The following is a 20,183-nucleotide window of genomic DNA, read 5'->3' as shown; positions in this document are numbered from 1 at the left end:
GCCGCGTCGCATACGATGCCCGGCATGCGTACACGGGCGGAACGAGGAGGGGCGGGGCCCGCCGAGGCGGCACCGGCCTTCCTGCTCCTCGTCCTGGCGGTCCTCACGGGCCTGCTGGCCATGCACGGCCTGGCCCCGGGCACCCTCCCCCGCCCCACCGCCACCGCTCACACGGGCGCCGCACACCACGCCGGAGCCACGGCCCCCCAGCCGCCCGGCGCCGCCCGCGGGCCCGCCCACACGGCGGGGCACGCCGGGACCCCGGCCGCCCCCGTCACGGCCCCCGAGCCGCCCGGCGACGACCGCGGGCCGGCCCGCACGGGCGGTACCCCCCACGGCGGCGGCCACGCCGAGCACGCCGACGCCGCCTGCGCGGCCTCCGGGATCAGCGGCGCCCCCGTCCTGCCCGCCCTCTCCCCCGCGCCCGGCGGCGTCCCCGCCGAGGCCGCCGCCGCGCTCGCCGCGCCGCCCGGGGCGCGGGCGCACGGGCGCGCGCCTCCCTCCCTCAGCGAACTCCAGCTCCTGCGCATATAGGGCGGCTCCCCCGGCGTTCTCGCCGGCCGAGCCCGTTCCGACACCTCTCAGCACAGGAGAAGCACCACCATGTACGTCACGCGTTCCCTCATCCGCCGCGCCGCCGCCCCGGCCGCCGCCGTCACCGCCGCCCTCGTCCTCGCCGCCTGCGGCCAGGCGTCCGACACCGCCGGCTCCGGGCACGGCGCCGGCCATGCGGGCTCCGCGACCCCGTCGGCCTCCGTCGGCGGCGCGGCCGCGCACAACGCCGCCGACACCGCCTTCGCCCAGGGCATGATCCCCCATCACCGCCAGGCCCTGGAGATGGCCTCGCTCGCGGCGACCCGCGCCGAGTCGTCCGAGGTGAAGACGCTGGCCGACGAGATCAGGAAGGCCCAGGACCCGGAGATCACGACGCTGTCCGGCTGGCTGGCCTCCTGGGGCGAGCAGGCCCAGGGCGGCCACGCGGGCCACTCGATGTCCGGGATGATGACGGGCGAGGAGACGGAGCAGCTCGGCCGGAAGTCCGGCAGGGCCTTCGACACGGCCTTCCTCCAGCTGATGGTCAAGCACCACGAGGGCGCCGTCGCCATGGCCCGGACCGAGCAGACGGACGGGGCGTACCAGCCGGCCAAGGACATGGCCGCCTCGGTCATCGCCTCCCAGAGCGCCGAGATCACCCGTATGAACGGCCTCCTCGGCACCCGCTGATCCCCGGCATCGCCCTCCTGGTTCTTCTCTTCCGGATCTTGCGGGTCAGACAAGATCCGGAAGAGACGGCCTAGTCGCCGACCCGCGCGACGAGGAGGGCGATGTCGTCGTCCGCCGCGGCCGGGACCAGGTGGGTGATCAGCGAGTCGCAGACGTGGTCCAGCTGCCGCTGCGGGTCCGCCAGGAGCTGGGCGAGTTCCGCCAGCCGTTCGTCCAGGTCGCAGCCGCGCGCCTCGATCAGCCCGTCGGTGTAGAGGACGAGGAGGCTGCCCGGGGGCACCTCGGCCTCGGTCGGCGTGAAGGCGATGCCCCCGACGCCGAGGGGCACGCCGGGCGGGGTGTCGAGGATCCGGACGGAGCCGTCGGGAAGGGCGAGGACGGGCGGCGGGTGGCCGGCCCGGGTGACCGTGCAGCGGCCCGCGGCGGGGTCGACCACCACGTACAGGAAGGTGGCCAGCATCGGCTCGGCGAGGTCGGCGAGGACCGCCTCCAGCTCGTGCAGCAGGCGTACGGGCGACAGGTCCAGACGGGCGAGGCAGCGTACGGAGGCCGACAGGCGGCCCATGACGGCGGCGGCCCCGATGCCGTGGCCCATCACGTCCCCGATCAGCAGCGCGGCCTTGCCGCCGGCCAGGGGCAGCACGTCGTACCAGTCGCCGCCGACCTCGTTGACATCGCTCGCGGGCAGGTAGCGGTGGCTGACGGCGATACCCGCCGGCGGGCTGATGTGCTGGGGCAGCATGCTGCGCTGGAGGATGACGGCGGTCTCGTGCTCGCGGTGGTAGAGCCGGGCGTTGTCGATGCTGAGGGCCGCGCGGGCGGCGAGTTCGGAGGCGAGGGTGACGTCCTCGGCGCCGAAGGGGCCCAGGCGGTCCTGGCGGTCCAGGGGGCCGGCGGGGCCCGAGGAGCCGGCCCGTCCCGCCGGCCGGGTGCGGTAGAAGCTGGCGACGCCCAGCACCCGGTCCCGGGCCACGAGCGGGGCCATGACGCAGGAGTGCACCCCCGCCTCCACCAGCCGCGCGGGCCTGGCCGTGTACCGGGCGGCGGAGGCGACGGCCTGTTCGTCGAGGCGCGCCACCAGGAAGGGCTGGCGGCCGGCGAGGGCCTGGGTATAGGGGGCGGCGGCGGGGAAGAGGAGGGTCCGGCCGAGGGGCGCGAGGACGTCCGTCACCCGGGAGCCGCCGAGCGGTGCCCGGCCCAGCCGCCGCAGGGCCACGCCTGCGGCGAGTCCCCCGCCCGGCTCCTCGCCGCGGGCCAGGGCTTCGAGGACGTCGACGGTGACGGCGTCGGCGAGGCGGGGGACGGCGAGGTCGGCGAGCTCCTGCGCGGTGCGTTCCAGGTCCAGGCTGGAGCCCATCCGGATGCTGGCCTCGCTGAGCAGGCCGAGCCGCCGGCGGCCCGCTGCCGCCTCGACGTGGTCGCGCTGCTGCTCGGTGATGTCGACCAGGGAGGCGATGACCCCGATGGGCATGTGGGCGGGGTCCTCCACCCGGACGTAGGAGCAGGACCACACCCGGTCGTGGTCCGGTTCGGCGGGGGTGCGTCCGACGCGGCGGAGGTCGAGGACCGGCTCGCCGGTCTCCAGGACCCGGCGCATGGCGTCCTCCATGTCGCGGGCGTTGACCGCCGGGAGGATCTCGGCGAGGCGGCGGCCCACATGGGCGGACTCCGGCAGCCCGTTCATCGCTTCGAGGGCCGCGTTGACCTGGAGGAACCTCAGCTGGGTGTCGAGGACGGCGATCCCGACGGGCGAGCGGGCGAACAGGCCGTCCCACACCGCCGAGGAGCCCCTGATCCGCCGGGCGGCGGGGGCGTCGGCGGCGAAGACCAGCATCGTGGGGGAGCCGTGCCCCTGCCGGTCGGCCACCGGCGAGGCCCATATCTCCAGCTCCATCGGGTGCCCGTCGCGGTGCCAGGCGGTCACCGTGCCCATCACGCCCCGGCCGGCGGCGGCCGTCTCCCACAGGGTGCGGCCCAGGCTGCGGTCGGATCCCGGGTGGAGGAGGTCGGCGATGTTGTGGCCCAGCATCTGTGGCGGGGTGTAGCCGAGGAGTTCCTGCGCGACCTGGTTCCAGCGCACGATCGTGCCCGTGGCGCTGGTGGCCACCAGGGCGACGGGCAGGGAGCCCAGCCAGCCGCCCGCGGCCTGCGCCGCGCTGTCGAACAGGTCCTCGACCTGGAGGTCCTCGTCCATACGGCACGCACCCCATGCCCGGTGGCGGCCCGTCGGGGCGCCCGGCCGGTCCGGGCGGACCGGCGGGAAGCCCGGTCTCGACTCCATCGTCTGCCGCCCCGCGTCCGGCCGCCTCCCGGGCCGCCCAACTGGTCCGCCCCGGGCTCAGGACCACGGGGCGGCATGCGGGCGTTTGCCCGGGGGCGGCGCGGACAAACGTGAAGAAGTACGTTCATAGCAGCGGAAAACAGCCCCGAGGGGGTGTGGGCAGGGGGCGTGAGGAGCGTGCGTCATGGCGGACAGACGACGGGGCGAGCCACAGGGCGGGGCGGCCCGGGGCCGCGGACAGCCGAAGACCGGCGGGCGGCCGCGCACTCCCGAGGAGGTGGCACACGAGCGGGGCCGGGAGGACGCGACCCTGCGCGAGGTGATGCGGGACCTGACCGAACGGGATCTCGACGACATGCGTGACGACCGCTGACCAGCCCCCGCAGGACCCCCGCCCCGCACGACTGCGCACCGCGTGTGCGGGTAGGCGCGGGGCCCAGAGCGAGGAGAGCCCCGATGCGTGCGCTGACGGTGGGAGTGGAGGAGGAGTTCCTGCTGGTCGACCGCTCCAGCAGGCGTCCGGCCGACCGGGCGGCCGCCGTGATCGCGGCGGCCGCCGGGGAGCTCGGGGAGCAGGTGCAGAGGGAGTTCTTCGCCGCCCAGGTGGAGGTGTGCACCCGGCCCGTCGCCGACCTGGCCGCGCTACGGGCCGAGCTGGCGTGGTTGCGGCGCACCGCCGGCGCGGCCGCCGCCGAGAACGGTTGCCTGCTGGTGGCGTCGGGGACCCCGGCGGTGCCGCCCACCCGGCCGCTGGCCGTATCCGACACCGACCGCTACCGGCGTATGGCCACGGCGTTCGCCTCGCTCGTCGGCCACTACGACGGCCTGGTCTGCGGCTGCCACGTCCACGTCGGCACCCTGGACCGGGCCACCGCCCTGGCCCTGTCCCACCGGATGCGCCCCTGGCTGCCGGTGCTGCAGTCCCTCACCGGCAACTCCCCCTTCATCCTGGGCCGTGACACCGGCTTCGACAGCTGGCGCTTCAAGGAGTTCTCCCGCTGGCCCACCGTCGGCCCCGCCCCCGTGATGCGGGAAGCGCAGTACGAGGCGTACGTGGGGGCCCTGGTCGAGCACCGGATCCTGATGGACCGGCGGATGCTGTACTGGTACGCCCGCCCCTCCGAGCACGTGCCCACCCTGGAGATCCGCGTCGCGGATTCCAACGCCGACCTCGACACGGTGGTCCTGCTGGCCGCCCTCGTACGCGGCCTCGCCCAGGACCTGCTCGACGAGGAGGAACGCCACCAGCCGCCCCCGGAGGTCTCCGACCGGCGGCTGCGGGCCGCGCACGAGCTCGCCGCGACCGACGGGCTCCACGGCTGGGGCCTGGACCCCGTCACGGGCGCACGGCTGCCCGCCGGCACCCTGGTGGACCGGCTCCTGGCCCGCGCGGCGCCGGGGCTGGAAGCCACCGGGGACCTGGCCCTGGTGGAGGACCTGCTGCGCCGGCTGCGGCTGGCGGGCAGCGGGGCCGACCGGCAGCGCGCCGTGCTGCGCCGGCACGGCAGCCTCACCGCGGTCGTCGACGAGCTCGCCGCCGCCACCGCCTCGGTGTAGGACGGTGGGCGGGGCCGACCCGTGTCACAGTGGAGGCGACGGCTCCACTACGGGACTGGCCATGGACGAGACAGACAGAACGCTGGAGCAGTTGCTGGCGGGCCTGACGGCCGTCCGCGACGGCAATCTGGACATCCGGCTGCCGGAGGACGGCGGCGGCCTGCCCGGGAACATCGCGTCGGTCTTCAACGGCATGGTGGCCCAGCTGTCCCAGGTGACGACCGAGGTCACCCGGGTGGCCCAGGAGGTCGGCGGCGAGGGCCGGCTCGGGGGCCAGGCGCGGGTGCCTCCCGTCGGGGGCGTCTGGCGCGAGCTCACCGACGCCGTCAACAGCATGGCCGACAACCTGACCTCGCAGGTGCGCAACATCTCCGAGGTGGCCACGGCGGTGGCCCGGGGCGACCTGACCCAGAAGATCAGGGTGGACGCGCGCGGGGAGATCCTGGAGCTGAAGACCACCATCAACACGATGGTCGACCAGCTGGGCTCCTTCGCGGCCGAGGTGACCCGGGTGGCCCGGGAGGTCGGCAGCGAGGGGCGGCTCGGCGGCCAGGCGGAGGTGGCGGACGTGTCCGGCACCTGGTGCCGGCTCACCGAGAACGTCAACGAGCTGGCGGGCAACCTCACCCGCCAGGTACGGGCGATCGCCGAGGTCACCAGCGCCGTGGCACGCGGCGACCTGACCCGTACCGTCACCGTCGAGGCCCCCGGTGAGGTGGGCGCCCTCAAGGACAACATCAACTCCATGGTGGAGTCGTTGCGGGACACCACCCGGGCCAACGAGGAGAAGGACTGGCTCAAGACCCAGCTGGCGCGGATCTCCGGCCAGATCCAGGGCCGCCGCGACCTGACCACGGTGGCCGAGCTGGTCATGCGGGAGGTGCCGCCGCTGGTCCACGCGCAGTACGGCTGCTTCTTCCTGGCGCAGGACGGCCCCGACGGGGGTGCCGCCGCCGGGGCCGAGCTCGTCGCGATCGCCTCGTACGGGCTGCCCGACGACCCCTCGGCCGGTCCCCGCCGCTTCCGCGTGGGCCAGTCCCTGGTGGGCCAGGCGGCCGCCGACCACCGGGTGCTCGTGGTGGACGGGCTCCCGCCGGGGTACGCGCCGGTCCTCACCGGAACGGGCTCCGCCGACCCCTGCACGCTGATCGTGCTGCCCATCGTCTTCGAGGGGCAGGTGCTCGGCGCCCTGGAGCTGGCCTCCCTGCGCCCGTTCGCACCCCTGCACCGCGACTTCCTGGAGCAGTTCACCGAACTGCTCGGGGTCAACGTCAGCTCGCTGACCGCCAACGCCCGCACCGACGAGCTGCTGGAGCGCTCCCAGCTGCTGACGGCGGAGCTGAGCGCCCGGTCCGGGGAACTCCAGTCCCGCCAGCGCGAACTCCAGCGCAGCAACGCCGAACTCCAGGACAAGGCAGCCCTGCTGGCCGACCGCAACCGCGACATCGAGCGGAAGAACCACCAGATCGAGCAGGCCCGCCAGGAGTTGGAGGAACGCGCCCAGGAACTGGCCCGCGCCTCCCTCTACAAGTCGGAGTTCCTGGCCAAGATGAGCCACGAGCTGCGCACCCCGCTCAACAGCCTGCTGATCCTCGCCCAGCTCCTCGCCCAGAACTCCGAGGGGAACCTGTCCGAGAAGCAGGCGGACTACGCGGCCGTGATCCACTCGGCCGGCTCGGACCTGCTCCAGCTGATCAACGACATCCTCGACCTGTCGAAGGTGGAGGCCGGGCGGATGGACGTACACCCGGAGCCGGTCTCCCTCCAGCGCGTCCTGGACTACGTGGACGTCACCTTCCGGCCGGTCGCGGACGAGCGGGGGCTGGAGTTCACCGTCAGCCGGGCGCCGTCGGCGGGCGAGGGACTGGTCACCGACGAGGCCCGGCTGCGCCAGGTGCTGCGCAACCTGGTCTCCAACGCCCTGAAGTTCACCCGGACCGGCGGGGTCACCCTGCGCGTCCAGCACGCCACCGCGCAGGAGGTGCCCGAACCGCTGCGCCGTGCGGGGCCCGTGCTCGCCTTCCGGGTCATCGACACCGGCATCGGCATCGCCCCGGAACAGCTGGAATCCGTCTTCGACGCCTTCCAGCAGGGCGACAGCGGCGCCGACCGGGCGTACGGCGGCACCGGGCTGGGCCTGTCCATCAGCCGCGAGGTCTCCCGGCTGCTCGGCGGGACCATCACCGCCGAGAGCACGATGGGCCAGGGCAGCTGCTTCACGCTCTACCTTCCGGAGCACGACCTCAGGGCGCAGTCCGGGTCGGTCCCGGGCGGGGCGGCCGAGGAGCGGGGCGAGGAAGCCCCCGCGGCCCCCTTCGCGGCGCCGGTGGACGACGAGGGCCTGCGGGACCGGACGGTGCTGCTGGTCGACGACGACACCCGCAACGTGTACGCCCTCACCGAGCTGCTCAAGTCGGCGGGCATGCAGGTGCTGACCGCCGACAACGGCGAGGCCGGGATCAAGCTGCTGGCCGCGCACCGGGAGGTGGAGCTGGTGGTGATGGACCTGATGATGGCCGGGCTCGACGGCTACGCCACCACCCGGGCCATCCGCGCCATGCCCGGGCTGAAGGAGCTGCCGGTGGTGGTGGTGACCGCGAAGGCGATGCCGGGCGACCGGGCGGAGGCGCTGGCCGCCGGGGCGTCGGACTACGTGGTCAAGCCCGTGGCCCCCGACCGGCTGCTGACCGCCCTGCGCACCTGGCTGACACCCCGCTGAGGAACCGGTATGGCCCTGCCCGAGAGCGGACTCTCCTCGGCCGTCGCGGACCTGACGGCCGAGGTGGCGGTCCTGCACGCCGACCGGGCCCGGCGCCGCCTCCTGGACCTGGCGTGCGGGGCGCTGATGGCCCAGCTGTCGCTGTCGCCGGGCGAGGCGTCCGACCACCTGCTCCGGCTGGCGGTGTCGACCGGGCTGAGCGCGACGGACCTCGCGGCGGACATCCTCAACGCGGCCGCCGGCCCGGACGCCGGCGGCGACCCGCTGCCGGGGCAGGCTTCCGGCGTTCCGACGGCGGAGGCCCGACGGATCCGGCGGGGAACGACCGCCGTGCAGACCTCCGACACCGCCGACGGCGCGGCCTCGGCGCTGCTGGAAGGCGGGCTGCGGCGGCTCGGGGCGGAGTCCGTCTACCTGTGGCGGCGTACGGAGACCGACTGCCTGCACCTGGCCGGGCAGGCCGGGGCCACCCCGCTGGAGGCGGCGCACTGGCAGTGGGTCCCGCCCGAGACCGGCGGCCCGCTGCACCGGACGCTGAGGGTCGGCCTGCCCGCGTGGTTCCCCGACGGGCCGGGGGCGGAGGGCCGGCTGCCCGGTCCGGCCGCCGACGCGGCCCGGGGGCTGGTCCCGCTGGAGCGCGGGGGCCGGACCGTGGGACTGGCCCTGGTGGTGTGGCCCCGTGCGCGGGCCCTGGACACGGCGGTACGGAACGCCGTCGCCGCCCTGTGCCGCCCGGCCGGGCAGGTGCTCGGCCTCGGGGACTCCGGCTCGGCCATGCCGCCGCGGCTCACCGCCGTCCTGGCGGAGCTGGTGCTGCCGGCGATGGTGGTCAGCATGGCCGTACCCGACGGGGACCGCGAGGCCGGGGGCTTCGGCCGCGCGCACACCCTGGAGTACCTCAACCCGGCCGCCGTACGGGCCCTCGGTCCGCTCCCGCCGCCGCTCGGGCGGCCCGTCGCCCAGCTCTTCCCCTCCGTCTACGAGGAGCTGACCGGGCTGCTCGCGCGGGCGAACGCCACCGGCGCCCCGCAGTACGCCCGCGTGCTGCCGGCCGCCCCCTCGAACGCGCGGCCCGGGAAGGCGGGGGGTCCGGCGGCGGGGCCCCAGATGGCCGAGGTACGGGTGCTGCCCCTGGGACGCGGGCGGGCCGTGGTGATGTGGCACGCCGATGACCGGCGGGGCCCCGCGGTGACCCGGGCGCTGGCGCGGCTGGACCAGCTGGCGGTCTTCGAGGAGGACCTCGTCACGGGTACCACGCAGTGGAGCGCGCACGCCTACCCGGTCTTCGGGCTGCACCCCGAGGACCCCCCGGTGCCGCTGCGGGCCCTGGCGGCGCGGGTGCACCCCGAGGACACGGGGCGCCTGGGCACCCTGCTGGCCTCGCTCACCGACCGGCACGAGGGCGGCCAGGTCCTGGTGCGGGTCGTGCGGCCCGGCGGCGGGGTGCGCCGGGTGCGGGTGGCGGCCGAGCCGGTGCTCACGGGCAGTGCGCTGACCGGAATCGTCGGCGTGTTCCAGGACGTCTCGGCGCAGCACCACACGGAGGTCGCGCTCACGGCCACCTACGACCAGCTGTCCATCGCGCGGACCGAGGCCGAGCTGCGCGACCACCTGGTGCTGGGCCTCCAGCACGCCATCGTCCCGGAGGCCCCCACGCTGGAGACCCCGCCCGGGCTGCGGGTGGCGGCCCGCTACCGGCCGGCCGCCGTGGAGTACCGGGTGGGCGGCGACTGGTACGACGTGCAGTCGCTGCCCGACGGGAAGGCGCTGGTCACGGTGGGTGACATCGCCGGGCACGGCATCGAGTCGGCCACGGCCATGATCGCCCTGCGGGGGGCGCTGCACGGCCTGGCGTTCACCGGGAACCCCCCGGCGCGGCTGATGGAGTGGCTCAACGAGGTGACCCTGCGCACCCCCGGCCAGCCGACGGCGACGGCCGTGTGCGCCCTGTTCGACCCGGCGGACCGTTCGCTGCTCTGGTCGGGTGCCGGCCACCCGCCGATCCTGCTGCTGCGCGGCGGGCGGGCCCGCTTCATGGAGGGCGCGTCCAACATCCTGCTGGGCGCCATGCCGGGGGCGGCGTACCGGCAGCACCACACCCGGCTGCGCTCGGGCGACACCCTGCTGCTGTACACGGACGGGTTCATCGAGCGCCGGCACGTGGGACTGGACGAGAGCATGGAGGCGCTGCGCGCGGCGGCCCAGGGGCTGCGGCCCGGACCTGCGGAGGAGCTGGCGGACCGGCTGATGTCCTCGGTCCTGGGGGACACCGACGACGACACCAGTCTGGTGGTCGTGCGGGTGTCGTGAGGCACTCCTAGATAACAAAATGGTCGATATCGGGATGAACTGGGTATGAATCTTCTGATGCCTACATGGACCGGAGGGCCGTTCCATGACTCGAATCCAGCAGACCCGCATCCAGCGGACCCGTATCCAGCACCCGCCGCAGGGCTCCCCGGCGACGCCCCTGGAGGAGCCGGTGGCGGACCTTCTGGCCGAGCCGCTCAAGGCGAGCACCGCCGACGCCCGGACCCTGTCGCGGTCCCTGTTCCGCCGGCTGGGCTCCCTGGAGGAGGGGACGCCCGAGTACTCGTACGTGCGCAACACCCTGGTCGAGCTGAACCTCAGCCTGGTGAAGTACGCGGCGCGCCGGTTCCGCGGGCGCAGCGAGCCCTTCGAGGACATCGTGCAGGTCGGCACGATCGGCCTGATCAAGGCCATCAACCGGTACGACGTCGCCCGGGGGGTGGAGTTCACCACCTTCGCGCTGCCCACCGTCACCGGCGAGATCAAACGCTTCTTCCGTGACACCAGCTGGGCCGTGAAGGTCCCGCGCCGGCTCCAGGAACTGCGCCTGAACCTGGCCAAGGCGTCCGACGAGATGGAGCAGGACCTGGGCCGCGGCGCCACCGACGCCGAGCTGGCCGACCGGCTCGGACTGACCGAGGCCGAGCTGGCCGAGGGCCGCCGGGCCGCCCAGGTGTACGCCTCGCGCTCGCTGGACGCCCCGGCGCAGGAGGACGCCGACTCCGGCACGGCCCAGCGCCCGCTGGGCGAGGAGGAGCCGGTCTACGAGCGCATCGAGTGCCTGGAGTCCCTCAAGCCGCTGCTGGCGGAGCTCTCCGAGCGGGACCGGGAGATCCTTTCCCTGCGTTTCGGCCAGGAGCTCACCCAGTCGCAGATCGGCGAACGGCTCGGCATCTCGCAGATGCACGTCTCCCGGCTGCTCACCCGGACCCTGGAGACCCTGCGGGCGGGCCTGCTCGACGACGCCCCGTCCGAGCCCGCCGACGGGGACCCCGCGGCTCAGACCAGTTCGGGCTGCGTCTCACGCCGGGGCCGCGGCACGGCCGCCGGCCGGACCTCGCGCTCCCAGAGCCGGACGGTGCGCAGGTAGCCGTAGACCACCGAGGCCACGGCCAGCACGAGCAGCGGCCCGGTCAGCCACGGCAGCGCGGCGAGTTCCTGCGGCAGGAAGCGGTACGAGAGCAGCAGCGCGGTGAAGACCGTCGCGCCGTAACAGGCGAGCAGGACGCCCCGCCGGTCGCCGCGGCGGTCGAAGGCGCGCAGCGCCGCTTCGATCGTCACCGTGAACACCACTCCGGCGAGGATGTCCGCGCCGTAGTGGTAGCCGAAGCCGAGCGTCGCGCCGAGGGTGGCCACCAGCCAGAAGGCGCCGAGGAAGCGCAGGGCGCGGGGGCCCTTGCGGGAGTGGATGAAGATGGCGGTGGCCCAGGCCGTGTGGAGGCTGGGCATGCAGTTGCGCGGGGTGACCCCGTCGAAGAGCATCGCCTGCGGGGTGCCGAGCGGCGGCGGGGTGTTCGGCCAGAGGTCCGCGAGCGCGAACTGGCCCCCGTCGGCCCCGTAGGCGAAGACCGGGCCTACCACCGGGTAGATCATGTAGATGCCGGGGCCGAGCAGCCCGATCACGAGGAAGGTGCGGACCAGGTGGTGGGTGGGGAAGCGGCGTTCCACGGCCACCTTGCGCAGCTGGTACAGGGCGACGACGACCGCGCCCACCGCGAGCTGGATGTAGACCCATTCCAGGACGTGCGCGCCGACGGCGCCACTGGCCCGGACGAGCTGGCCGGCCACCCAGGAGGGGTTGCCCAGCGCGTGGTCGGCGGTGGCGATGTACTGGTCGAGCACCATCGGCCGGGTCCTGGCGGTGATCTCCAGCCAGGTGTAGCCGGTCTTCCGGCCGGCCACCAGCAGCAGGGCCAGCCCCACCCCCTGGAGCAACAGGACGCGCTCGCGGCCGGTGCGGCGCGTGAGGGCGATGACGGCGCAGGCCAGGGTGACGATCAGCGCCCCGTTGCCGAACATCGTCGGCGCCCCGGCCGCCCAGCGCACCAGCCAGAAGACCAGGTCGATGGCGACGGCGGCGCCGACGGCGAGGAACCGCTGCCGCCAGGTGAGCACCACGAGCATCAGCGTCATGGCGGCGTAGAGCACGGTCCCCGACTTCGGCGGGAAGATCACCTCGCGCGCCTGGGCGGTGATCGGCCCCGGCGTGCCGTAATGGCGCGAGGCGATCTCCAGCGCCACGAGAAAGGCCAGCCCCACCGAGGCGACGACGGCCCACAGCACGACCCGGGGCCGACGCCACACGGGCGGCTCCGCTCCGCCGGTTCGTCCGGACAACACGCGCGATACCGCAGATATCAATTTTCAGCCGATGTTCATTGTTTCGACGCGATCGCTATAAGGCCGAACATGCTATCGGACTGTCGGAATGACCCCACGACCGCGCCCGCGGGAACGCCTCCGGGCATGCGAAAGGCCGCCCTCTCATTATGAGAGAACGGCCTCCGACCTGCGTTTCCGCACAGTCGGGACGACAGGATTTGAACCTGCGACCCCTTGACCCCCAGTCAAGTGCGCTACCAAGCTGCGCCACGTCCCGATGCCGCTGACCTGGGGTTTCTCCCCGGCTCAACCGGCATGAGAACCATACCTCACTTCCCCGGGTAGTCGCGCGCACCTTTCGCGGGCCGGGTGGGCGCGGCGGGCCGGACCGGCGGGGGTTGACCTCAAGTCCGCTTGAGGTCCGATGGTTCTCGTATGACACACGCGACCGCGGACACCGGTTTCCGCTACGAGGACCTGGGCCGCCTGATGGCCCTCATGACCGGGGACGAGAAGCACGGCCCCGCCGCCACCTCCACCCTCGACGCCCTGTGGGTGCTGTACGACCGGGTGCTGCGGGTCGGGCCGGACAGCGCGCGGGACCCCGGACGGGACCGGTTCCTGCTGTCCAAGGGGCACGGGCCGATGGCCTACTACGCCGTGCTCGCCGCCAAGGGGTTCTTCCCCGTGGACTGGCTGCCCGGCTTCGGCACCTTCGACTCCCCCCTCGGCCACCACCCCGACCGCGTCCTGGTCCCCGGCGTGGAGATCGCCAGCGGGTCCCTCGGGCACGGGCTGCCGCTCGCCGTCGGCAGCGCGCTCGGCCTGCGGGCGCAGGGGCTGGACGAGGCGGCCGTCTGGGTGCTGATCGGGGACGCCGAACTGGACGAGGGCAGCAACCACGAGGCCATCGCCTACGCCGGCCCGGCCGGGCTGGAGGCCCTGCACACCGTGGTGGTGGACAACGACTCCGCCACCCATGGCTGGCGCGGCGGGATCGCCTCCCGCTTCGAGGCCGCGGGCTGGAGCACGGCCACGGTCGACGGGCGCGACCACGCGGCGCTGTACGCCGCCTTCACCACACCGCATCCCGGCCGGCCGCACGCCGTCGTCGCCCGGGTCGAGAAGAAGTACTGAGGGGGATGGTCATGGACACCATGCGGGAGCGGTTCATCTCAGTCACGTCGAGGGTGCTGGACGAGGACCCCCGGCTGGCCCTCGTGCTCGCCGAGATCACCATGGACGGGTTCCGGCCCGCCCAGCGGCGCCATCCCGACCGCGTGATCAACGTCGGGATCCGGGAGCAGCTGATGATCGGCGTGGGCGGAGGTCTGGCCCTCACCGGGCTGCGGCCGGTGGTCCACACCTTCGCCAGCTTCCTGGTGGAGCGGCCGTTCGAGCAGGTCAAGCTGGACTTCGGGCACCAGGACACGGGCGGGGTCCTGGTCAGCGCCAGCGCCAGCTACGACTGGCCGGCCGGCGGATACACCCATATGTCACCCGGCGACGTGGCCCTGCTGGACACCCTCGACGGCTGGACCGTGCACGTGCCCGGCCACCCCGACGAAGCGGAGGCCCTGCTGCGCCACGCCTACGCCGCCGGGGACGACCGGGTCTACGTCCGGCTCTCGCAGATGTCGAACGCCGCCCCGCAGCCGCGGGCCGGGGAGCTGGGGTTCCACACCCTGCGGGAGGGCGGCGCGGGCGTGGTGCTCGCCGTCGGGCCGATGCTGGACGGGGTCCTCGCCGCCACCGAGGGCCTCGACGTCACCGTGCTGTACGCCGCCACCGTGCGCCCCTTCGACGACGCGGCCCTGCGCTCCGCCGCCGCGCGGGCCTCGGCCGACGTGGTCCTGGTGGAGCCGTACCTCGCCGGCACCTCCGCGGCGGCCGCCGGGCAGGCGCTGCTCGACGTCCCGCACCGGGTGCTGCCCCTGGGAGTGGGGCGGGCGGAGCTGCGCCGGTTCGGGACGATCGAGGAGCACACCGCCGCCCACGGCCTGGACCCCGCCTCGCTGCGGCAGCGGATCACGGCCTTCCTGCGCTGAGCGGGCCCTCAGGCGGGGCGGTCCTCGCGCTCCTGGAGGCGCTCCGCGAGCTCGGCGGCGAGGTCCTTGACCGTGGCCAGACCGTCCGGCCCCCACCGCCGGGGCACCACGTCGGCCGCGCAGACCGTGCCCAGGACGACGCCCCGCCGGTCGGTGAGCGGAGCGCCCAGGTAGGAGCGGATCCCGCTCCCGTCCACCACGGCGTTGCCCGCGAAGCGCGCGAAGTCCCGTACGTCCTCCAGGACCAGGGCGCGGCGGCGCACCACCACGTGCGGGCAGTAGCCGTGGTCGCGGGGCAGCACGCGCGCCGGGTAGCCGCTCGGTGCCGCGTCCGGGGCGTGGTGCAGTCCGGCGAAGAACTGGCGTTCCTCGCCGACGAAGTTGACCCCCGCGTGGGGGGCGTCCAGGGTCTGGGCGATCCGCCGGGCGAAGGCGTCGAGTTCGGCGTCCGCCCGCTCCCCCAGGTTCAGCTCGCGCAGCCGCACGGCCCGTGCGGGCGCCTCCCGGTCCACGGGCGTGAGCAGCAGGTGGCCGGTCGATTCGTAGTGGTTCACGGTGGTCCCCCCGGTGGGAAGTGGTGTGCGGACAGGTGCGGTGCCGGCGGACCGGCCGCGGCGGCGCGCTGCGCCGTGGACAGCAGGTGGTGGACGAGGGCGGCGAGCGTCCCCGTGCCGGAGCCCCTGAGGCGGGCGTCGCAGCGGACGACGGGCACCTCGGGGCCGAGCCCCACCGCCGCGCGGACCTCCTCGGCGGTGTAGCGGTGGGCGCCGTCGAACTCGTTGACGGCGACGACGAAGCCGATGCCGCGCCGTTCGAAGAAGTCCACGGCGGGGAAGCAGTCGTCCAGGCGGCGGGTGTCGGCGAGGACGACGGCGCCGAGCGCGCCCGCGCAGAGCTCCTCCCACAGGAACCAGAAGCGCTGCTGGCCGGGCGTGCCGAACAGGTAGAGGACGTGCCGGTCGTCGAGGGTGAGCCGGCCGAAGTCCAGGGCCACCGTGGTCGCCGTCTTGGTCTCCACCCCGTCGAGCGGGTCGGCGGCGGCGCCGATCCCGCTCAGCAGCTCCTCCGTGCACAGCGGTTCGATCTCGCTGACCGCGCCCACGAAGGTGGTCTTCCCCGCCCCGAACCCGCCCGCGACCAGGATCTTCAGGGTCGCGGGCAGGGCCGGGGCCTCAGAGCCGTCGGCGTAGTCCATCGAGCACCGCCCTCAGCAGGGACTGGTCGTCGGCGGCGAAGGACCCCCCGCCGCCCGGGAACCGCGGCGCCTGCGCCCGTACGGCCCCGTACTCCATCAGGTCGGACAGCAGCACCTTGACCACCACGGCCGGGAGCCGCAGGTGGCCGGCGACCTCCGCGACCGTCACCGCCGGGGCGACCGCGCAGCAGCGCAGGGCGAGGGTGTGCTCGGCGCCGAGCGGACCCCTCGGCCGGACCCCGGTGGCGCTGACCAGGGAGAGCAGGTCGAGGGCGACGGCGGCCCGGGTGCGGCCGCCGCTGGCCGTGTACGGGCGCATGACCCGGCCGGCCGAGTCGTCGAGCCAGGGCGTGTCGCGCAGTGCCCCGGCTCCGGTCGCGTGTGCCCCCCGGCCCCAGGCCCTCACCGCCCGGCTTCGGCGTCGGCGGTGCCAGGGGCGACCGGGCGGCGGGGCGGGGCGGCGAGGTACGGGCGGACGCTCTTGACCAGCATCGCCATCTCGTAGCCGAGCACGCCCGCGTCGGCCTCCCGGTCCGCGAGGACGGCCAGGCAGGTGCCGGAGCCGGCCGCGGAGACGAAGACGAGGGCGGTGTCGAGTTCGACGACGACCTGGCGGACCTCGGCGCCTTCGCCGAAGCGGGCCCCGGCGCTGCGGCCGAGGGAGTACAGCCCGGAGGCGAGGGCGGCCATGTGGTCGGCGCCGTCGGGGTCCAGGCCGTGCACGCAGGTGACGAGCCCGTCGTTGGTCAGCAGCACCGCGGCGCGCGTGTAGGGGACGCGCTGGACCAGTCCGCCGAGCAGCCAGTCGAGGTCGGAGAGGCTGCGGGTCTTCGTCTGCGTGGCGACTTCGCCGGCCATGGGGGTGTGCTCCTTGCTGGGGTTCGTGCGGGGGGTCACGCGAGCGATCGCGCGGGGGATCAGGCGGGGGGTCAGGCGGGGGGTCATGACTGCTGCTCGGCCGACTCGGCGAGGCCGAAGCCGCGCTGGAAGGCCGCCATCAGGCCGGGGTCGTGCAGGGGCTGCTCGCCGCCCTCGTCCGCCCGGCGGCCGACGGGAGCCTCGCGCAGCTCCGGCGCGAGATGCGTCTGCGCCCGCCGCCGCGGCAGCCGGGGCCGGTCGACGGGGGCGGGCGGGACGCTCGGGACGGCCGGGTCGACGTGGCCGACGGGGTCGGCGGGGACCGCAGGGCCGGGCCAGGTGGCAGAACCGGCAGGGGCGGCAGGGGCGGCAGGGGCGGCAGGGGCGGCAGAGGCAGGGTGGGCGGCAGGGACCGCCGGGCCGGGCCGGGTGGCAGAACCGGCAGGGGCGGCTGGGGCGGCAGAACCGGCTGGGGCGGCAGGGGCGGGGTGGTCGGCCTGGGCGGGCGGGGTGGTGGGGGCGGGCCGGGTTTCGCGGCTGGTGCGGGCCGCCGGGACTCGGCGCGGGAGGGGGGTGCGGGGAGCGGGGCCGGGTTCCGGCTGCGTTCCGCCGGCCCACGTCGGGCCGCCGGCCTCCGCCGTGCCGGCGGGTGACGGGATGCCCTCCGGGGAGGCGGGTACCAGGCCGAGGTCCAGGGGGGTGCGGCAGTCCGGTTCCAGGGGCGGGGCGGTTTCCGCCGTGCCCCAGGAGGTGGGCCGGGACCCGCCCAGGGCCTCGGCGGCGCCGGGAGCCTGCGCCCCCAGCAGCTCCTGCGGCAGGACGAGGACGGCCAGCACCCCGCCGTAGATGTTCGGCTTCAGCTCGACGGCGATGCCGTGCCGCCGCGCCAGCACCGAGACCACGTACAGCCCGATCCGCCCGTCCGCGAGCAGGTGCCCGACGCTGACCTGGTCGGGGTCGCCCAGCAGGGCGTTCATCCGGTTCTGCTCCTGCGGGGGCATGCCCAGCCCGCGGTCCTCCACCTCGACCGCGATCCCGGCGGTGACCCGCTCCGCCCGCACCACCACATCGGTGTCGGGGGCGGAGAACACCGTGGCGTTCTCCACGAGTTCGGCCAGCAGGTGCACCACGTCGGCGACGGCGTGCCCGCGTACGGTGCCGCCCGCCGGGGGCACCACCTTGACCCGCGTGTACTGCTCCACCTCGGCCACCGAGGACCGCAGCACCTCGCTCAGGTCGATCGGCCGGGTCCACTGGCGCCGGGAGGCGGCCCCGCCCAGCACCGCGAGGTTCTCGGCGTGCCGGCGGATCCGGGTGGCGAGGTGGTCGACGTGGAAGAGCTCCTTGAGCAGGTCGGGGTCCTCGACCGTGTCCTCCATCTCGTCCAGCAGCGAGATCTCCCGGTGCACGAGCGACTGAAGCCGGCGCGCGAGGTTGACGAAGACCTCCACCTTGCGGTCACTGTCGCTCGGCGGGGGCGGGGCGGCCAGCCGTACGAGGGTGTCGTGCGCCTGCTCACGGGCGGTGCGCAGCTCCTGCGCGAGGAGCCAGAACTCGTCCACCCCGGAGGCACCGGCCTCCGGCGGCGCGGCTACCCGGCCGGCCCGCACCTGGCGGCCGGGCCGCTCGCCCCGCTCCAGCCGCTCGGCGGTCGTCCGCAGCTCCTGGCGGCCGCGCAGGCTGGAGCGCCGCAGTGCCTCGCACCGGTCCCGGACGGCCTTCGCTCCGCGCTGGGCCCCGAGCAGGGCCGCGGCGAGGGCCCCCACGGCCAGCAGGGCGCAGCCCGCGAGCACCGGCCAGAGCCGGCCGTCCCGGTGTCCGGCGCCCCCGCCGAGCTGGAGGGTGAAGATCACCGCGGCGGTGCCGCTGAGCCCGGCGGCGAGCGTGGGCAGCACGGCGGCGCGGACCAGCTGCGGCCTTATCTGCCGGCCGGGGCCCGGGGCGGCGTGTCTCGACGGGGCGTGGCGGGCGGCGGCGCGGAGTCCGGACATCGGCGTCCTCGGTACGTGGGGCCCGGCCCCCGGATCGACTGCCCGGGGCCCGGTGTTGATCACCGGATACCCACGCTAGACCGCACGCTCACACGGCGGTTGCCCAGTTGGGGAACATTGCCGCGCTGCTTCCCGCTCCCGGTGGAGCGCTCGTACGGCAGCCCGAATGCGCCGGGAGCGCGTACACCCGCGCGGGTCGGGGGCACACGCTCCCGGGTTCACGAACCGACGGCCTCCGGTTCTCCGAGCCCGGCCGCCGGGGCCGGAGCCGGGTCGCCGGCACCCGCCCCGGCCGGGGCGGCCTGGAGGCCGGCGGCGGTCGCCGGGACGTCGGCGGGGGTGGTGGCGCCCGCGGTGAAGGGACGCCACCAGGGTGCGGCGGGGGCGTCGGCCGCGCCGGGTTCGAAGGGCTGGCCCGGCACCGGCAGGGCGATGGCGGCTCCGGTCGCCCCGGCGGCGGCGACGGTGCCCTCGCCGGGCTCGTCCCACGGGTGCGGTGCCAGGTTGAAGGTGCCCCAGTGGATCGGCAGCATCGTTCCGGCGGGGGCGCCGCCCTGGAGGTCAAGGTGGGCCCGCAGGCCCTCCTCGGGCGTCATGTGGATATCGGGCCAGTACTCGGAGTAGGCGCCGATCTGGATCATGGTGGCGTCGAAGGGGCCGTGCTCGGTGCCGATCTCCTTGAACCCGGGGAAGTAGCCGGTGTCCCCGCTGTGGAAGATCCGGTGCTCTCCGCCCGCGACCACCCAGGAGGCCCACAGGGTGAACTGCTGGTTGCGCAGGCCGCGCCCGCAGAAGTGGCGGGCCGGGGTGGCCGTGAGGGTCAGTCCGGCGACCTCGGTGGACTCGTTCCAGTCGAGCTCGCGCATCCGGTCCGCCGGTACGCCCCAGCGCTCCAGGTGCGCGCCGACGCCCAGCGGGACGGCGAAGACCGTGCCGGTGCCGGCCAGGGCCTTGATGGTGGGCAGGTCCAGGTGGTCGTAGTGGTCGTGGGAGATGACCACCACGTCGACCTCGCCCAGGGAGGCCAGCGGCACCGGTACGGGGTGCAGGCGCTTGGGCCCGGCGAAGGGGAAGGGTGAGCAGCGCTCGCCCCAGACGGGGTCGAAGAGCACCCGGCGGCCGTCGATCTCGGCGAGCACGGTGGAGTGCCCCATCCACGTCAGCCGCAGGCCGCCGGCGGGGGGCTTGGCCAGCTCGGCGAGGGTGGTGGGGTAGACGGGGATGGGCGCGCCGGGGTTGCGCCGGATCCGCTGCTCCTTGTGGAAGTAGATCTTGGCGAACTCCAGCAGCGAGCCGGTGGGCCTGGTCCTGGCCCCCACCGGGTTCTGGAAGACGCCGTCGGCGAAGTTCGGCGAGCGCAGGATGCGCTCCAGCCGTGCGCCGGAGGGGTCCGCGCCGAATGCCTCGGGCCGCAGGGAGCGCAGCCGGGGACGCAGGGGAAGGGAGCCGGTCAAGGCGCCTCCTGGGGAGTGCGGGTGGGGTGGGGCGGGGTACGCCCCGACCATCCCAACGCGCGGCGGCCTCCGAGGATTCCGCTTCGCGGGGTGTACCCGCGCCCGCACCCGGCGGCGGACCCGGCCGTGGGGCCGGGGGGGCCCGGGCCCGGTCCACCAGCTCCGTCACCGCGCCCTGTCAGCGGCGGCGCGGGGGGAGAGCGGGAGAGCGACGACCCGGGAAC

At 75.0% G+C, this 20,183-nt stretch carries 17 protein-coding genes and 1 tRNA gene; 9 read left to right on the top strand and 9 right to left on the bottom strand.

The genetic code is table 11. The features are described from left to right. The first annotated feature begins 24 nt into the window (after positions 1-24). Both ABZ716_RS13595 and ABZ716_RS13590 read left to right on the top strand, forming a co-directional pair. Positions 25-534 (top strand): DUF6153 family protein, encoded by a 510-nt coding sequence (locus tag ABZ716_RS13595; protein WP_358958759.1) that lies wholly within the window; start codon positions 25-27, stop codon positions 532-534. 69 nt (positions 535-603) lie between these two features. Then, positions 604-1,224, top strand: coding sequence for a DUF305 domain-containing protein (locus ABZ716_RS13590; protein ID WP_358958756.1), 621 nt, complete (start codon positions 604-606; stop codon positions 1,222-1,224). A 70-nt stretch (positions 1,225-1,294) separates the two neighbouring features. On the opposite strand, the gene ABZ716_RS13585 is transcribed toward ABZ716_RS13590, so the two are convergent. After that, complete coding sequence (locus tag ABZ716_RS13585) at positions 1,295-3,418, bottom strand: SpoIIE family protein phosphatase (protein ID WP_358814113.1); 2,124 nt, start codon at positions 3,416-3,418, stop codon at positions 1,295-1,297. Between the two features lie 271 nt (positions 3,419-3,689). Between ABZ716_RS13585 and ABZ716_RS13580 the strand changes: the two genes are divergently transcribed. The 5 genes from ABZ716_RS13580 (at position 3,690) to ABZ716_RS13560 (ending at position 11,181) form a co-directional block, all read left to right on the top strand. Beyond that, entirely contained in the window at positions 3,690-3,878 is a 189-nt protein-coding gene (locus tag ABZ716_RS13580; protein WP_358814114.1) for a hypothetical protein, read from the top strand. Between the two features lie 83 nt (positions 3,879-3,961). Beyond that, a complete protein-coding gene (locus ABZ716_RS13575; RefSeq protein ID WP_358958753.1) occupies positions 3,962-5,062 on the top strand; it encodes a glutamate--cysteine ligase in 1,101 nt (366 codons plus the stop codon). A gap of 61 nt (positions 5,063-5,123) precedes the next feature. Continuing rightward, complete coding sequence (locus ABZ716_RS13570) at positions 5,124-7,781, top strand: ATP-binding protein (RefSeq protein WP_358958751.1); 2,658 nt, start codon at positions 5,124-5,126, stop codon at positions 7,779-7,781. Positions 7,782-7,790: 9 nt separating this feature from the next. Then, the gene (locus ABZ716_RS13565) at positions 7,791-10,091 is read left to right on the top strand and encodes a SpoIIE family protein phosphatase (protein WP_358814117.1); all 2,301 of its coding nucleotides are present in this window, start codon (positions 7,791-7,793) and stop codon (positions 10,089-10,091) included. Between the two features lie 85 nt (positions 10,092-10,176). Next, positions 10,177-11,181 (top strand): SigB/SigF/SigG family RNA polymerase sigma factor, encoded by a 1,005-nt coding sequence (locus tag ABZ716_RS13560; protein WP_358958749.1) that lies wholly within the window; start codon positions 10,177-10,179, stop codon positions 11,179-11,181. Here ABZ716_RS13560 and ABZ716_RS13555 read toward each other — a convergent pair. Together ABZ716_RS13555 and ABZ716_RS13550 are read right to left on the bottom strand one after the other, a co-directional pair. Continuing rightward, complete coding sequence (locus ABZ716_RS13555) at positions 11,091-12,395, bottom strand: phosphatase PAP2 family protein (RefSeq protein WP_358958746.1); 1,305 nt, start codon at positions 12,393-12,395, stop codon at positions 11,091-11,093. The genes ABZ716_RS13560 and ABZ716_RS13555 overlap by 91 nt on opposite strands. A 221-nt stretch (positions 12,396-12,616) precedes the next feature. Beyond that, positions 12,617-12,690: transfer RNA gene (locus ABZ716_RS13550), tRNA-Pro, on the bottom strand. A gap of 158 nt (positions 12,691-12,848) precedes the next feature. Between ABZ716_RS13550 and ABZ716_RS13545 the strand changes: the two genes are divergently transcribed. Next, on the top strand, positions 12,849-13,550 hold the full coding sequence (locus tag ABZ716_RS13545) for a transketolase (RefSeq protein ID WP_358958744.1): 702 nt from the start codon (positions 12,849-12,851) through the stop codon (positions 13,548-13,550). Between the two features lie 11 nt (positions 13,551-13,561). Then, the gene (locus ABZ716_RS13540) at positions 13,562-14,461 is read left to right on the top strand and encodes a transketolase (RefSeq protein WP_358814121.1); all 900 of its coding nucleotides are present in this window, start codon (positions 13,562-13,564) and stop codon (positions 14,459-14,461) included. A gap of 8 nt (positions 14,462-14,469) precedes the next feature. Here the strand turns inward: ABZ716_RS13540 and ABZ716_RS13535 are convergent, their stop codons facing one another. The 6 genes from ABZ716_RS13535 to ABZ716_RS13510 form a co-directional block, all read right to left on the bottom strand. Then, positions 14,470-15,015: a GAF domain-containing protein gene (locus ABZ716_RS13535; protein WP_358958741.1), complete on the bottom strand. Its 546-nt coding sequence runs from the start codon at positions 15,013-15,015 to the stop codon at positions 14,470-14,472. Further along, positions 15,012-15,656, bottom strand: a complete 645-nt coding sequence (locus ABZ716_RS13530; RefSeq protein ID WP_358814123.1) for an ATP/GTP-binding protein — start codon at positions 15,654-15,656, stop codon at positions 15,012-15,014. Before ABZ716_RS13530 ends, ABZ716_RS13535 begins: the two co-directional genes overlap by 4 nt. Further along, the gene (locus tag ABZ716_RS13525) at positions 15,634-15,975 is read right to left on the bottom strand and encodes a DUF742 domain-containing protein (protein ID WP_358959138.1); all 342 of its coding nucleotides are present in this window, start codon (positions 15,973-15,975) and stop codon (positions 15,634-15,636) included. Before ABZ716_RS13525 ends, ABZ716_RS13530 begins: the two co-directional genes overlap by 23 nt. A gap of 83 nt (positions 15,976-16,058) precedes the next feature. Then, positions 16,059-16,514, bottom strand: a complete 456-nt coding sequence (locus ABZ716_RS13520; RefSeq protein WP_358958738.1) for a roadblock/LC7 domain-containing protein — start codon at positions 16,512-16,514, stop codon at positions 16,059-16,061. 83 nt (positions 16,515-16,597) lie between these two features. After that, the gene (locus tag ABZ716_RS13515) at positions 16,598-18,505 is read right to left on the bottom strand and encodes an ATP-binding protein (RefSeq protein ID WP_358958736.1); all 1,908 of its coding nucleotides are present in this window, start codon (positions 18,503-18,505) and stop codon (positions 16,598-16,600) included. Between the two features lie 218 nt (positions 18,506-18,723). Continuing rightward, a complete protein-coding gene (locus ABZ716_RS13510) occupies positions 18,724-19,959 on the bottom strand; it encodes an MBL fold metallo-hydrolase (RefSeq protein WP_358958734.1) in 1,236 nt (411 codons plus the stop codon). Between the last annotated feature and the right edge of the window lie 224 nt (positions 19,960-20,183).

This window comes from Streptomyces sp. NPDC006687 (assembly GCF_040636215.1).
Classification (GTDB): Bacteria; Actinomycetota; Actinomycetes; order Streptomycetales; family Streptomycetaceae; genus Streptomyces.
The sequence above is the reverse complement of the archived record's forward strand: the minus strand, read 5'-3'. Positions and strand labels throughout refer to the sequence as shown.